The organism is Pseudomonas sp. p50(2008) (assembly GCF_015351605.1).
Classification (GTDB): domain Bacteria; phylum Pseudomonadota; class Gammaproteobacteria; order Pseudomonadales; family Pseudomonadaceae; genus Aquipseudomonas.
The window spans coordinates 620,966-635,915 of the sequence record NZ_JACMYF010000001.1; the positions used below are offsets into that span (position 1 = coordinate 620,966).

Annotated in this window: 14 protein-coding genes; 1 reads left to right on the forward strand and 13 read right to left on the reverse strand. The window is 59.2% G+C overall.

The genetic code is table 11. From position 1 onward, the window contains the following. Positions 1-28: 28 nt before the first annotated feature. Both H7698_RS02760 and rlmKL read right to left on the reverse strand, forming a co-directional pair. On the reverse strand, positions 29-2,419 hold the full coding sequence (locus H7698_RS02760; RefSeq protein WP_194690498.1) for a sensor domain-containing diguanylate cyclase: 2,391 nt from the start codon (positions 2,417-2,419) through the stop codon (positions 29-31). Between the two features lie 323 nt (positions 2,420-2,742). Beyond that, the gene (rlmKL, locus tag H7698_RS02765; RefSeq protein WP_194690499.1) at positions 2,743-5,013 is read right to left on the reverse strand and encodes a bifunctional 23S rRNA (guanine(2069)-N(7))-methyltransferase RlmK/23S rRNA (guanine(2445)-N(2))-methyltransferase RlmL; all 2,271 of its coding nucleotides are present in this window, start codon (positions 5,011-5,013) and stop codon (positions 2,743-2,745) included. A 529-nt stretch (positions 5,014-5,542) separates the two neighbouring features. On the opposite strand from rlmKL, the gene rmf reads away from it, so the two are divergent. After that, positions 5,543-5,758, forward strand: a complete 216-nt coding sequence (gene rmf / locus H7698_RS02770) for a ribosome modulation factor (RefSeq protein ID WP_003223300.1) — start codon at positions 5,543-5,545, stop codon at positions 5,756-5,758. A 175-nt stretch (positions 5,759-5,933) separates the two neighbouring features. Here rmf and H7698_RS02775 read toward each other — a convergent pair whose 3' ends face one another. From H7698_RS02775 to H7698_RS02825, 11 genes are all read right to left on the reverse strand, one after another. Further along, positions 5,934-6,953: a quinone-dependent dihydroorotate dehydrogenase gene (locus H7698_RS02775; RefSeq protein WP_194690500.1), complete on the reverse strand. Its 1,020-nt coding sequence runs from the start codon at positions 6,951-6,953 to the stop codon at positions 5,934-5,936. A 113-nt stretch (positions 6,954-7,066) separates the two neighbouring features. Beyond that, complete coding sequence (locus tag H7698_RS02780; RefSeq protein WP_194690501.1) at positions 7,067-8,449, reverse strand: hypothetical protein; 1,383 nt, start codon at positions 8,447-8,449, stop codon at positions 7,067-7,069. A gap of 50 nt (positions 8,450-8,499) precedes the next feature. After that, complete coding sequence (locus H7698_RS02785; protein ID WP_194690502.1) at positions 8,500-8,937, reverse strand: hypothetical protein; 438 nt, start codon at positions 8,935-8,937, stop codon at positions 8,500-8,502. After that, positions 8,934-9,611, reverse strand: a complete 678-nt coding sequence (locus H7698_RS02790) for an oxygen-regulated invasion protein OrgB (RefSeq protein WP_194690503.1) — start codon at positions 9,609-9,611, stop codon at positions 8,934-8,936. The genes H7698_RS02785 and H7698_RS02790 overlap by 4 nt, the downstream gene beginning before the upstream one ends. Continuing rightward, positions 9,583-10,152, reverse strand: a complete 570-nt coding sequence (locus H7698_RS02795; protein ID WP_162438353.1) for a secretion system protein — start codon at positions 10,150-10,152, stop codon at positions 9,583-9,585. Before H7698_RS02795 ends, H7698_RS02790 begins: the two co-directional genes overlap by 29 nt. Continuing rightward, on the reverse strand, positions 10,136-10,858 hold the full coding sequence (locus H7698_RS02800; RefSeq protein ID WP_194690504.1) for an EscJ/YscJ/HrcJ family type III secretion inner membrane ring protein: 723 nt from the start codon (positions 10,856-10,858) through the stop codon (positions 10,136-10,138). The genes H7698_RS02795 and H7698_RS02800 overlap by 17 nt, the downstream gene beginning before the upstream one ends. Next, complete coding sequence (sctI, locus tag H7698_RS02805; protein ID WP_194690505.1) at positions 10,855-11,163, reverse strand: type III secretion system inner rod subunit SctI; 309 nt, start codon at positions 11,161-11,163, stop codon at positions 10,855-10,857. Before sctI ends, H7698_RS02800 begins: the two co-directional genes overlap by 4 nt. Before the next feature lie 56 nt (positions 11,164-11,219). Continuing rightward, positions 11,220-11,486 (reverse strand): type III secretion system needle filament subunit SctF, encoded by a 267-nt coding sequence (gene sctF / locus H7698_RS02810; RefSeq protein WP_162438350.1) that lies wholly within the window; start codon positions 11,484-11,486, stop codon positions 11,220-11,222. Positions 11,487-11,496: 10 nt separating this feature from the next. Then, positions 11,497-12,651 carry a PrgH/EprH family type III secretion apparatus protein gene (locus H7698_RS02815; RefSeq protein WP_235992677.1) on the reverse strand — a complete coding sequence of 385 codons (1,155 nt, stop codon included), beginning with the start codon at positions 12,649-12,651 and terminating at the stop codon, positions 11,497-11,499. A gap of 107 nt (positions 12,652-12,758) precedes the next feature. Next, on the reverse strand, positions 12,759-13,229 hold the full coding sequence (locus H7698_RS02820) for a transglycosylase SLT domain-containing protein (RefSeq protein WP_194690507.1): 471 nt from the start codon (positions 13,227-13,229) through the stop codon (positions 12,759-12,761). Continuing rightward, entirely contained in the window at positions 13,226-14,791 is a 1,566-nt protein-coding gene (locus tag H7698_RS02825) for a winged helix-turn-helix domain-containing protein (RefSeq protein WP_235992680.1), read from the reverse strand. Before H7698_RS02825 ends, H7698_RS02820 begins: the two co-directional genes overlap by 4 nt. Positions 14,792-14,950 lie beyond the last annotated feature (159 nt).

The following is a 14,950-nucleotide window of genomic DNA, read 5'->3' on the forward strand; positions in this document are numbered from 1 at the left end:
CTCACTCCTACAGGGTTTGAGTCCACATTCAGGTTATTTCTGCCTCTACCCGATCCCGTCCCGCCTGTTTCGCGACATATACTCCTGAATCCGCCCGCAGCAACAGCGCGTCCGCGCCCTCCCCGGCTCGCCAGCTGGCCACACCGAAACTCGCCGTAACGATCCCGACGCCGTCAATCGGCGAACTGCGCAACGCCTGCCATAGCTGTAACGCCAGCACATGCGCGTGCTCGCCGCCGATGTCCGGGCAGAGCACCATGAATTCCTCGCCTCCCAAACGACAAAACACATCCGTTCGACGCAGGCGAGCGCCGATACGCTCGCACACGGCCTGCAGCACCCGGTCACCAATCGCGTGACCGTGCTGGTCATTGATCCGTTTGAAGTGATCGACATCGAGCATGATCACCGACAACTCGCCGCCACCACGCTCGACCCTGGCCATTTCGGTGGTCAGGCGCTCTTGAAAGTAGCGGCGGTTGTGAATACCCGTCAGGGAATCCGTCACCGACAGCGCCCGCAGTTCTTCTTCCACGCGCTTGAGGTCGGAGATGTCTGAAATGTAGCCATGCCACAGCACACCGCCGCCGGGCAGTTCCTCAGGGGTCGCTTCGCCACGGACCCAGCGCAGCCCACGCAGGGGCAATTGCACGCGATACTCCTCGCGCCACGGGCTCAGGTTGTCCGCCGAAGCGCGGATCGAGGCGCGCACCCGCGTGGTGTCCTGCGGATGAATCCGGGTGAAGATCGCTTCGGCGTTGAGCAGCAGCACATCCGGTTCGAGTTCGTAGATCTCTCGAATCCCGTCACTGGCGTAGATCACACTGAAACGCCCGTCGAATTCCATCTTGAACTGGTAGATCCCGCCCGGCACGTGGGCACTGAGTTTCTTCAACAGCAGATCACGCGCGGCCAGTGCTTCGTGAACGCGCTTGCGTTCGGTGATGTCGATGCAGATCGCCAGGTGTCCGACCCACAGGCCCAGTTCGTCGAGCACAGGCGTCGCCAACATGTTCACCGCAAGGTGACTGCCATCGCTGCGCACCAGCGTCCATTCCCGCGCTTCATGACCGCCCTCCTCACCGCCCTCGACCAGCATCGCCTGACAGGTGGGAATCGGTTTGCCATACCGCGCGCTCAACTCCGCCGAACGCGCCGCCAGCTCCCTGGGCAAGTGCAGATTCTCCAGCGTCATGTGCCCCACCACTTCGGCACTGGAGTAGCCAAGCATGTGTTCGGCACCGGCATTAAAGGTGGTGATGACGCCGCGCAGGTCGGTGGCGATGATCGCTACCTGCGTCGCGGCGTTCAGTACGCCACGCAGCTGGCCGTGGGTGCCGCGCAACTCCTGCTCGCGGGCACGCAGTTCCTGGGTCCGTTGCTCGACCAGTTTCAGCGCCCGCTGACGTTGGCTGACCAACACGTAAAGCAAGGCGCTGAGCAGCAGACTGAGTAAGCTGCCCAACACCACCAGGCTGCTCACCGAAGAATGGTTGGCCTGCAGAAACGAGGTACTGGGCCGCATTTCAACCTGATAATCATGGTCGGCCAGACGGATCAGTTGCGTCGATGACAGTTCGCTGACGGCGGGCGTATTGCTCGACTCATACAGCACTTCATGCTGATCCCCGGTGGACAGATCAAGAATGCGCACCGAGAGGAAATCGTGATTATCCTCGGGCAATCCGTCTGCAAGCAGTTGGCGCATGCTGATAACGGCCATGACGTAACCATCCGGCATACCCCCCGCCGCCAGCTGCCGGCTGACTGGTGCCACCAGCAGGATTCCCCGGGCATAGGTCGGCTCAATCCCCAGCAGATACAGCGGTTGCGACACCGCCAGGCCACCATGGCTGTCGGCCCGCTCCAGCGTGGCGCGGCGCAACGGTTGCGCAAGCAAATCGAATCCCAGAGGGGTGGGAAGACGGCTTTGGGTCTGGGTGTACAGCACCGGAGCGTACTCGTCCCGCTCAGCAGCCGTTTGCAACTGCCCGGTGGCATCCAGTTCGCGGACACGAAACTCGCTCAACCCTTCTTCCTGCACCTCGCGTTCAAACGCAGGCCGCGCGGCACGGGAGATCCGCGGCGCCCATGAATAGGCTTGGGTGCGATGCAACAGTGGCCTGGCGTAACCGTCGAATTCCTCGCGGGACACCGTGCCGGAATTGGCAAAGAACCGGCGCAACCCGTCCAGGCGCTGTTCCTGATCTTCAAAACGTTCTTCGATACGGCTGTAACGTTCACTGGCGAGCAGTTGGAAGCGTTGCCGCAATTGATGGTGAAACAGATTCAGTGTCGACCAGGCCAGCAGCCCTGTGAGAATGCCGCCGACGAGCAATACCAGCAGCGCGACCAGCCAGGCCGAAGCATCTTCACTGATGAAACCCAGGATCTTTGGGCGCATGACGTGCAACGACATAGAGGCAGACTCAAAACGCCAAGCGCCGGGAAAGCTCAATGGCCCTGAGTTGAGTTATAGCTATTAGCCACTAATTTGACCAGCATTGAGAGGAGCCAAGAGCCTTTTAAAAACAAGGCTCTGTGGATGCAACAAAATTAGCAGTAACACATACCCCTGTAGCAGCTGGCGAAGCCTGCGTTGGCTCCGGGGTCGCGCTCGACTGAAGCGGTCGCTTTCTGGACGATTTGATGTCTCCCTGAAAATCGGGGCCGCTTCGCGCCCCAACGCAGGCTTCGCCAGCTGCTACAGGTGTGCGCTACGACTTAACTACCCTGCATTACTCAACTAGCCATGATTTTCCAGGCGCGGTGGATCTTGCCGTTACGGGCGAAATCCGGGTCGATGGTCTTGGCGGTGATTTCTTCTACCGCGTAGCGCTCGCTCAGGTTGGGCTCGAGTTCGAACTTGCGGAAGTTGTTGGAGAAGTACAACACCCCACCCGGCGCCAGGCGTGCCATGGCCAGGTCGATCAGCTGCACCTGGTCACGCTGCACGTCGAAGATGCCTTCCATGCGCTTGGAGTTGGAGAACGTCGGCGGATCGATGAAGATCAGGTCGTACTCGTCACGGCAGGCGTCCAGCCAGACCATCACATCGCCCTGCTCCAGACGGTTCTTGTCAGAGAAACCGTTCAGCGACAGGTTGCGGCGCGCCCAGTCCAGGTAGGTTTTCGACAGGTCGACACTGGTGGTGCTGCGCGCGCCACCCTTGGCTGCATGGACGCTGGCGGTCGCGGTGTAGCAATACAGGTTGAGGAACCGCTTGCCGGCCGCCTCTTTCTGAATCCGCATGCGCATTGGCCGGTGATCGAGGAACAGGCCGGTGTCGAGGTAATCGGTAAGGTTCACCAGCAGCTTGACGCCACCTTCGTTGACCTCGACAAACTTGCCCTGAGCCGCCTGACGCTCGTACTGCTTGGTGCCGCTCTGACGTTCGCGGCGCTTGACCACGACACGGCTCTTGTCGACGTTCAGGGCCTGGGGAATGGCAGCCAGGGCATCGAACATGCGCGCCGAGGCTTTTTCCGGATCGATGGATTTCGGCGCGGCGTATTCCTGAACGTGGACCCAATCCTGATACAGGTCGATGGCCATCGAGTACTCAGGCATGTCGGCATCGTAGACGCGGTAGCAGTCGATACCTTCACGCTTGACCCACTTACCCAGGGCCTTGAGATTTTTTTGCAGACGATTGGCGAACATCTGCCCGCCTTCGCTCAAGCGCGGTTGCTCGATCACCACAGGAACAGGTTTGATCGGGTTGCCGTTCTTGTTGTACTTCTCGTACTTGCCCGGTGCCACGTCATTGCCGGCGACTTCGACTTCAGCCTGCTCGCGCTCTATCTGGCGTTGTTCCGGGGTGCGGCGCTCGCCTGTGACGAACTGATCCGGCGTGACCTTGATCAGCAGCAACTTGCACGGCAAGGCGCCGTTCCAGAACGAATATTGCTTGTGGCTGCGGATGCCCATGCGCTTGCCCAGGTCCGGGGCGCCGGTGAACACGGCGGCCTCCCAGTTCAGGCATGCCTGACGCAGGCGTTCGCCGAGGTTCTGGTAGAGATAGAGCAAGCTCGCCTCGTCGCCCAGACGCTCGCCGTACGGCGGGTTGCAGATGACCAGACCTTTCTGGTTCTGGTCCGGGCGCGGCTCGAACGTGCCGACTTCGCCCTGGTAGATCTTGATCCACTCGCTCAGACCGGCACGTTCGACGTTGTTGCGGCCCGGTTGAATCAGGCGCGGGTCAGCTTCATAACCACGAATCCACAGCGGTGGCTTGGCCAGACCGGCAGCCGCACGCTCGGAGGCTTCTTCATGCAGTTTTTTCCACAGGGCCGGGACGTGACCCAGCCAGGCCGTGAAGCCCCACTGCTCGCGACGCAGGTTCGGTGCCATATCAGCGGCAATCATTGCCGCTTCGACGAGGAACGTACCCACACCGCACATCGGGTCAGCCAGTGCGCCGCCCTCGGCTGCAATGCGAGGCCAGCCGGAACGGATCAGGATCGCTGCCGCGAGGTTTTCCTTCAGCGGCGCAGCACCTTGCTGCAAGCGGTAACCGCGCTGGTGCAGGCTGTGGCCCGAGAGGTCGAGAGAGAGGATCGCTTCGCCGCGGTCCAGGCGCAGGTGAATGCGCAAGTCCGGGTTGAGCTTGTCGATCGATGGACGATCGCCTTGCGGCGTGCGCAGTTTGTCGACGATGGCGTCTTTGACTTTCAAGGCGCCGAAGTGGGTGTTGTCGATGCCCGAGCCGTGACCGCTGAACTCGACCGCCAGGGTGCCGTCGTTGAGCATGTGGTCTTGCCACTCGATATCGAGCACGCCGTGGTAAAGGTCTTCAGCGTCTTTCATCGGGAAACGCTTGAGCACCAGCAGCACCCGGTTCGCCAGACGCGACCACAGGCACAGACGATAAGCGGTTTCCATGGTGGCCATGCCGCGCACGGCAGAGGTGTGTTCACGTGCTTCTTCAAGGCCAAGCCCGACGGCTTCCTCGATAAGCAGGCCTTCAAGGCCTTTTGGGCAAGTGAGGAAGATTTCAAATTGGTCGGACATTGGAATTTCAAAGCCTTTGGCGAGTGAACGGGCAACGCATTGCCGGTCCGGTTTTCAATCAGGCGTTTTTCTAAAAGAACGCCCGCGTGGCACGAAGGTGTGCCGTCCCACCCTTGCTGCTCGGTTAAAAGAGCTTAGATGCAAAGACAGGTAAAAAAGTTGGGGAAACAAAATGTCATAAGGTGACCCTTCGTCGAATAATGCCTCATCGCAACGCGAGGCGTTCTCGTTAAAGGATTAGCACCGTCATCCTGCGCGGGGCCGATCATACCGGGGTTTGGTCAATAAACGCGTGTAAACATCGCGTTACTTATGGCTATACCACCTTAATGGTTACGTCCTTATGACAAAACGATCATTCCCTCGATGTGACGCATTGGTTAGAACTCAACACAGGTTGACGCCGCAACGACGTCAACAACTTGGCTCGCGACGCCGGCAGCGAGCCCCCAACGGCAGGAGTTTTTTCTGCCAGACCTCAATAGAGGTCGACGCGATAAATACAGTCAACAAGTGAGGGCAACACCCTATGAGAAGACTTAAGCGTGATCCGTTGGAAAGAGCATTTTTGCGCGGATATCAATATGGCGTTGGTGGCAAATCCCGTGAGCTTTGCCCATTTACTCTACCGTCGGTACGCCAAGCCTGGATTAACGGCTGGCGAGAAGGACGCGGCGACAACTGGGACGGTATGACCGGCACTGCGGGAATCCACAGACTCAACGAACTTCACGCCGTCGGCTAATTTACAGGGCCTAACACTCCGACACGACAATCTGATTACTGAACACCTTAACCACGCACGCCCCATCCGGGCGGCGGGCTCCGGCCCAGGGGCTCCCTCGAGGAGCCCTTTTTTATGCCTGCAAATTCACCGTAACCACAAATAAATCCCCTCACCAAACCAGCGCCCACAAGGATCAACGTAAAGCAGCGATCGCATCCACCGACTCACGAATCAATGCCGGGCCTTTATAGATGAAACCCGAGTAGATCTGCACCAAACTCGCACCCGCGGCGATTTTCTCTGCCGCGTGCTTGCCTTCGGTGATGCCGCCTGCGGCGATGATCGGCAAACGACCGGCCAATTCCGCCGCCAGTACCTTCACGGTGTGGGTGCTCTTCTCACGTACCGGTGCACCAGACAGACCGCCCGCCTCGTCACCATGTTCCATGCCTTCGACGCCAACGCGGCTCAGGGTGGTGTTGGTCGCGATGACGGCGTCCATTCCGGTTTCGATCAACGCTTGCGCAACCTGAACGGTTTCTTCGTCGGTCATGTCCGGCGCTATCTTGATCGCCAGCGGCACATGCTTGCCGTAACGCAGCGCCAGCTCAGCCCGGCGTGTGGCCAGATCGGCCAGCAGTTGCTTGAGCGAATCACCGAACTGAAGGCTGCGCAGGCCCGGCGTATTGGGCGAGCTGACGTTAACGGTGATGTAACTGGCGTGGGCGTAGACCTTGTCCAGGCAGATCAGGTAGTCATCGACGGCCCGTTCAACCGGGGTATCGAAGTTCTTGCCGATGTTGATGCCCAGCACACCCTTGTACTTCGCCGCCGCCACACGGGCCAACAGATGATCGACGCCAAGGTTGTTGAACCCCATGCGATTGATGATCGCCTCGGCTTCCGGCAGACGGAAAATCCGTGGTTTCGGATTGCCCGGCTGCGCACGCGGAGTGATGGTGCCGATTTCGACGAAACCAAAACCCAACTGGGCAAAACCGTCGATGGCCGCGCCGTTCTTGTCCAGGCCAGCCGCCAGCCCCACCGGGTTCGGGAAATCCAGCCCCATGACCGTTACCGGTTTTTTCGCCGGAGCCTTGCACAGCAAGCCGTTAAGCCCCAGACGTCCGCCGGCACCGATCAGGTCCAGGGACAGATCGTGGGAGGTTTCCGGGGAGAGTTTGAACAACAGCTGACGGGCCAGGGTGTACATGGGCGGGTTTGACTCTGGGCTGGGAAAAGTGGCGGCGATTATAGCCGGGGTGGAGGGGCGTGCGCGAGGGACTGCATCAAACGAGCGCCCGATCCACCCCAAACAAGAGGGCACTATGGCGTAGGCTGCTCCCTCAGTTGTTCAGGTGACCAGCTCCGGTCACTGCGCTGTGAACACGTCCAGATAAACGGAAAGTAGATCAGCATCAGCATTCCCATCAGGCAGATATTCAAGATATGGCCCTGACTGGTTTCACCATAGTCGGAAAGCGCCAAATCGACTGCCACCGCCCCGACAACAAGATTGATCGCCTGAAAGGCTGATGTTCGGGACGCATTGACGTTCAGAAGAGCATCAGCCAGCTGTTCACGTGAAGGCAAGCGTGCTCCTGCGCGTACTTCCAGGACACTGCGCTGCAAGGACTCCGGATCCGACAATGCTGAATCCAGACCCGCTGTCGGGGACAGCAAGGGCCAGCTTCGGCACAGGATGAAAATGAAATCGTCAATGACCGCGCCTGCCGCGTTGAGGCCACCCTGAATTACATCCGCTCCCAAACTGTAACCGAGGTCGGCCGAAAACCGTCCGGCACCACTTGGTGGCATCAGGGCACCGACCTCCGCCAGCAGAAACTGCACGGCCCCGTAGGACACCGTCGTTACCGCAGTAGCGCTCGTCGTGGCGTCGCCGGCATTGCTCTGCAAAGAAAAGAACGCATTCGTGACATCTCGAGCGACGGTGTACACATTCGTTGCAATTGCGCTGGTGAGCATGGAGGAAGATGCACCGGTCAAATGCGCCGCAATCAACGACCCCATGGTGATGCTGGCCATACACACTCGCCCAAGCCGGGTTTGCAGGTTTGCGGTTCCGGCACATTCGTCGCGTATCGCCCCCATCAGGCTCATTGCCGGACCGATCATTGTGACGGCTGCGACGGCCCATGCCTGGGAGGCTTGGGGCGAGTCGCCTTCCTGAATGGCTTGCTCAATGTAATAACTGGCGACCTGGCGCAGCACCGTGGTCGCCGCGACGATCAGGCCTGTACGAGCGGTGATGTTAAGCAGATTGAGTAATGGCTCCCGAGCGCTCCCAAGCGACTCTAAAGCCGCGCCAAGAAACGATTCCATTCGGCTTACAGGGGTTTGCTGAATATCCGCCCTGTTTAATTCGGCAGCTCGCACAAACAAATCCTCGTGCTGCGATTGCGATGGCAAGTCTCCTTGAATGAAGAGTTTGATGTCATCCGCAAGACGTTGCGCTGTTTCGCCCAGATCTGCCTGGCAAATGTTTAACTGACGCTGCACCGCGCGATCAAACACCTGCATCCCGATTCCGATTTGCCTTGAAGTGCCCAAAGCGCTCAGTTCGAAGTTCGGACACGCTAAGTCAAGCGCGTCTATCAATTGGCTGCGAATCGGGTTGATGGCGGCGGTTTCAACGCCTTCAGAGGCTTTAAAGATAGTTCCTGTCGACCCGCTAACCGAATTTAACATTGTGATCTCTCTATTTTAAGAAGTACTTTCCCGGGCCATTCGGCCCCCCCTCACCACTCACTCTTCTCCCACGCATCGTCTTCCATCGGCTGGAACACATCACGCATGTAGCTCTTGACGAATACATCCATAGCGAACGCCAACCCGTTGGCGCCCTTGATTTCCTTGAACAGCTGGCTCTTTTCCAGCCCTTCCTCTTTCAGCTTGACCAACACCTGAAGCGTCACCGCCAAAAGCGCTTTGGCACTGGGATAAGCAGGCGTGACGCCGTCCTCTCCCCGTAACGACCTCAAGTAGTCATAGATCGCCTTCTCACCCTGCCCTTCCATGCTGAGCAGCTGATGGTAGAGCCGGTCAAACTCGGGGTCCGGGCGCCTTCCTCCGGCAATGTCCGGATTGGTACGCAACACACGTGACTCCAGCGTTTCAACTTCGCCAATACCGCTGTTCTGAACATTTCGTGAGCCCACGATCGCGTCGATACTCATCGTGTCCCCGCTCCAAAACCCCTGCACAAATCATTGAGTCGCTGGATCGACGCGTCGTCGAGGGCACGCGCCGACGCTGGCAAGCTTTCCAAAAGGGACAACAACCTGGGGTGCAATCGCTGGCACGTCGTCTCGATATCGAACTCGAGCAACTGATCGGCAAGGCGCACCACATACCGCTCTTGCGGTTGATACTCAAGCACCAACGCGCCGGGCCAAATGGCCTGCAACCGCTGGCGCAGATCACTGCCTTGAGGTTTGCAGCGCAGGGGTACCAGCACCTGCAAAACCTGGTCTGTGTGGCTCGCTTGATTCGCCAGCCAGCGTGCGAGCATCTCGTCCAGCCATTCGCCGCGACTCAGCAGCTCGCCGAGCAGCTGGCGAGAAGCCTGAGCGAGATCCCTGCGCAGCTGCTCGCCCAGCGATTGCGATTCGAGCAGCCCCCTCGCCAGGTCTTGCGCCGCGCGCATTACACCCTCGGCGTAACCCTGATGAAAGGCCTCGGCACGGACCGCTTCGGCCTGATCGCGAGCCTGATCAACGCACTCTCGAGCCCAGCCCCGAGCCTGGTCAGCCAGGACACGACGCTGTCGCGCCGCCACGATGTCTTCGCGCGCCATGCGTGCCTCACTCGAACAGGGCAGATCAGTCAGGGTTCGGATGGAGTCGAGCATGCTGCACCGCCAAAAAGAAAAGGGTCGGGTCGGGTTTCGCGACAGGCCATTGCTTGTGCAGGTCAACCACCTGTGGAGAAAACTGCAAAGCCAGCCGATCGAACAACGGCAGCGGCAGGTCAGCCGACCAACCTGACAATGCGTTGAAACCGGCAGCTTCAACCTGCTGGATCGGCGAGGCCGAAGACGGGATCGGCAGGCTGACGCGAGCGCCAGGATTGCAACTGGCGAAGGTGCGCAACGACCTCGGCAAATGCTGCAAAGCACCGCCTCGCGCCAGCTGGGGGAACAGCCGCCAGGCCCCCATCAACGAAGCGATTCGGGGCAGTTGTCGCCACTGCCGAATCCACATGTGCGCGATAGCGGTCTGCGGCATCGCGGGCCACGGACCTGCCTGCGGAAGTCCTTCAAACAGGATCTGATTGATTACCCGCCGGGCATCAGCTGCCTCGAAACCCGAAGGAACAGTCAGCCGCTGCGCGTGCAGGTAATCCAGCGGTTCGGTGAGAATCCGCTGCCAACGCTCAGCGCTTGACGTCACGGATCACTCCATTCAACTGCCGATACCCGAATACACCCGCACCGATAAAAAACAGCACGGCTACAAAAGCCATGACCCACAACCAGCGCGAATCACTCACTGCCGCACTCACTAGCGGCGCGACATGCTGTGTCGGCGAACGTTTAGTCAGGACCACTGATATGTTTTCGTACTCAACGCCGGCAAAGCTGTTTTTCAGGAAGCGCTTGATGTCAGAGATCAACAATTGCGGCTCGACATCTCGCTCATGAACCGCCACGGCGGAGAGATGAATGGGCGCAGCCTTCCGCCCTCCTTCTCCGGCATCCAGGTCGTAACTGACATGCACCCGCGCCGACACCACCCCTTCCAGCACCCCCAGCGACTGTTCGATCCGCTGCTCCAACGCTGAGTAAAGCCGGGCTTTCTCGGCTCGAGGGGAAGCCACCAGCGAGTCACTGGGGAACATTTCCGCTACTTGCATGCGAGGTCTGGAGGGTAATGAATAGAGGTTGAGCAAGTCGACGGCCGCCGAAAAGTCGACCTTGTTGATTTTCACCGAGTAGCCGGCTTTGCCAGCGTCCACTTTGGTCGCCGTAATGTTGTTGCGCTGTAGCACCGAAAGCACTTCGTTTGCTTGTTGCTGGTCAAGCCCTTCAAGCAGGCTGGGCTGACGACACCCCACCAGCGCCAGGCATATCAACATCAGCAGCGCGCCTGCCTTCATGACGCGCGCAACAGCGTTTCGGCCGTACTCACGGCTTTGCGCACCAGAACGTTGAGTAAATTGATGTCCACGTTGTACTGCCCCATTTGTTCCTGCAGCCGGGCCAACGCTTCAGGGCTGGTGATATCGGGGCTCTCAATCAGCCGGTTGATCGAAGAAACCTCCTGCCCACTGGTCACCGCGGAACTGGCGAAGGCGTCGAGTAAACGACTTTCCAGGGACACCGTCGGACCTTCCTGAGGGCCGCGCAATTCGGCGATTGCGGTCCGATCGACAAAAGAAGAAGAGAGGCTTTGGATAGACATGCACGACACTCATCAAAAATGGCCATCGCCAGGCGACGATGACCCGTCGGGAAAAATCAGCGAGCCGCCTGGATGATCGCCATGTCGATGTCCTTGAAGCCCTTGATCGTGTTGGTCTGGGCGTTTCGGAACACGGTATAGGAGGAAAACGCCGCTTGGTAAGCCGCGAGTTTTCCTGGATCGGACGCGTCGTTCTCGAGGTCAACCAGCGCTGCATCCAGCGCCTCTTTGAGGGTCTTTGCACCGTTTTCGAATGCTTCGGCTTGACGACCAAGGAAGTCATCGGGGAATTGAATCGGGAAGTCGATACCAGGGCCAGCCATAAATCACCTTCTACAGTTTTGTCGGAAAATGCCAAGACGATGAAGTCGTCTTGATGAAGCCCTGAGGGCCGGTCTGGAACGACTTGCCCTTGAGCGAATCGTCTTTGAGCTCGACAGTGAAGTGCACGTAGCGATCACCCCATTGCCGGTAAAACCCGTCGACGTAATGGCGCGCCGCCGCCAACTCGGAATCCTGCAAGTTGCCTGCGACGGCGAACGTGACACTGTCACCGTACTCAACACGGTTGAACCCCAGCGACAGACGTTGCAAACCCTGTTCGGCGAGATCGGCCAGCAAATGGTCATCCTGCATCTGCACCGCCACATCCCGGGCATAGGGCGCCGCCTGGAGCACGACCTCAAGCAACCGTGTTTGAACATCAGGCGAGAGCACATTGCGCTGCGCACTGACCAGCAGCCGCGGAATCGAGGGGTTCTTCAGGTCCAGTGAGTGCCAGGCCAGTTGCGGATCATGGTCGACCAGCAGCTTCTCCAGCCGACGACGCTCCTGATCCATCACCAGCACTTTGGCGCTCAGCAGGTTATTGCGCATCAGCACCTGCCGGCTCCAGCCAGCGTCCCGTTCGGAAGCCACAAAGACGTACACCGTTTTGTCGCGCCCATGCACGACCTCAACCTCGGCGCTGGCGCCGGCGATGAGTTGGCGTACATCGGTTTCGGGGGCGTGCACCGGTACCGACCACACGCCGACCGAGGCCACCAGCAAGCTCAGCGCCAACCCGCCACTGAGCCATTTCACGAAGGTTTTTCGCGGCCACCGACGAGCGACGTCCTGATGCAAGGGGCCAGGCTGTAAAGCAACATGCTCAGGCTCCCAACGCTGATCGTGCGCATGTAAACCTATGTGCAAACCGCCCACGTGTTCGCTGCGCTGAAAAACAAGGTGCCGCGCTTGTGCCGACTCATCGAGCAGTCGCACCTGCACGCCGCTTTCATCCAGCAGCACTTCGAAATTGCATCCTCCGTGTTCCAGAGGAACGAAGATCGCATCCGCTGGCACGCTGAGCGGGCATTTCGCGTCTCCCAGAAGGTTCAGCGGTGCGACGATGAACAAAGTGCGTGGCTCACTGATCGGGAACTCGCACCCTTGCAACGGACCGTTCAAAATCCGCAGCACACAAGGTTGCAATGGGGGAACCGGCATATCCGTCACCATTCAGACTCCAGACCGTGAGTGAGCCCCCATCCTAAAAACATCAAGCTGGATGATCCTGATCGAATTCTGCTGATCGCGAATGCTCTCGATCAGAATTACCCTTCCACGCCTGTGGCGGCGACCTTGCGAGTCAACACCTGATAACGCTGCCAAACCTTTTGCGCGTAGCGAAGGCGTGCTGTCTGGCGGTCCGGAGCATTGCCGGCGTTGTACGCGCCGACGGCCGTCCAGTTGTAGCCGTATCGGGAAATAAAACCGGCCAGCACCGAAGCGCCTACTTCAACCGAGAGGCAGGGCTCATCCAGCAACCGCTGCTCGGTAATCCCTTGGGTATGCAAACGAGGCAGGTGCCAGCTGTTAATCTGCATCAGCCCGATATCGCGACTACCGTCGGCATTGGTGTTCATCGCGTCTGCGCGTTGCTGCGATTCCACGTCGGCAATGGCCTGAAGCAGTTCGGGCTCGATCCCGTGCAACTGACCGGCCCTCCCCCAACAGAACGCGTGCGCCTGCCCGATCCCAAGACAGGTAAACACCAACAAACCTATTGCTCGCTGCCATGTCATGCCTGACGCATTCCACTGCCGAACGAAGCCACCTGCCGTACAGGAGAATTGGAGACCGGTGTTTGCCGCTGCAACGATCTCCAGCGTGGTGAGACCAACGCTCCCTCCACCCCGCCAGGCCATAGCGGCAAAGGCAACACAGCGACCGTTCGAGAGCGCGCCGAACGCAGCCAGTTCGCATACTGATTGCGCGCAGTGAGCGGGTTGACCCCGAAGAGTACATTCCAGGCGGCCAGGCCTTGCTCGCCGACTGCGATGTCAGTTAACGCGGCCCGTTCAAGCTCATACCAGGCGGCCTCGTACTGACCGAAATACGCCAATGTCGCCGCATGCAACATCACCAGCAAGGGATGCCCCGATGCGCCTTGCTGCAGACGCTGGCGTGCCATCAGCGCCGCGTTTTGCGGGTTGCCTGTCATCGCGATACGCACTTGCAGGACCTGCGCCCGCACGCAATCGGGGTCCAGCCGCAAGCACTTTTCAATGCACAGGGTCGCTTGATCGTTACGCCGCCAGAACCAGTGATGCCAGGCGTGAAAGTAATGAATGTCTGCCTGATCGGAGGCCAGCAAGCATCGACGGAACAGCACCTGCGCCGCATCCTCGCAACCACGCAAACTGGTGAGCAGGGCAAGACGAGACAAGGCTTGCGTGCAACAAGGGTCCAGTAACAACGCTTTGGAGATGGCCGACTCCGACTCTTCGACCGCGAGTTCCTGCTCACAGACACCCAGCATTGCCTGCCCCAACCAGGCATCAGCCAACCCACAAAGAGGCGGCGTATAGCGACTCGTCAACTGCAAGCACTGCCGAAACTGCACGATCGCGTCGCGCAGGCTTTGAGGGGTGTGCCGCTGCACACTGCACACACCGTTCAGGTAGGCCACTGCAGCCGGGTACGATGTACAAGCCGTGCCCACAATGCGTACTCCGGGCAATCGCTGCGCAATTTGGCAGGCCAACTCCCCCAGATGCGTATCCAGGCCACCGCCCTCTAAAACCTGCCCATGAATCAGCGCATGATCACCGCCACGAATCAGCTCGATCGACCATTGCCCCAACTCACCCTGCCGAATACAGCGGCCGCTCAAGTAATAATCCGGGGATAACCGCGACACCAGGTATTGCGCGTCAACGGGATAGTCATAAGCCGCCGTCAGGCTGGCTGGCATAACCCGTACAACGGTGTCGAAAATCGAAGAAAACTGCCGAATCATCGCCTCTTGCAAGTCCAGGGCGTCACCCTCGTCCATGCCACGAAAGGGCAGAACCGCGAGCGACGGCGCCGCGAGTGCCGACTCGTCAGGTGACCGGAGCTCAACCACAGGACAACTGAACCTGTAACCCTGACCGTAGACCGTGGCAATGAAGCCCTTGTTTTTCTCGAGCAACTTGCGCAATGCGTAAATGCAACGCGTCAACGACTCCTCGGCAGCATCGGCCTCGGGCCATACGGCATCCAGCAGATGATCCTTACTGATCACCGTGCCGGCCGATCCGAGCAGCAGCCGCAGCACACTCAGTTCTTTGGGAGGGACGTGTATTCCTTTACCTTCTTGCATCAGCGTTCCATCGCTTTGCAGCAGCCATTGGCCAAAAACGAACGACCTGAACGGCGTTTGATCAGTTGCACTGTCCATACGCGGAGAATCTCTATAGAAAGTACTGAATCGCGATCAAGCCTGAGCGTCGCCAGGCTTGGTGATGACAAGCGACGGGAC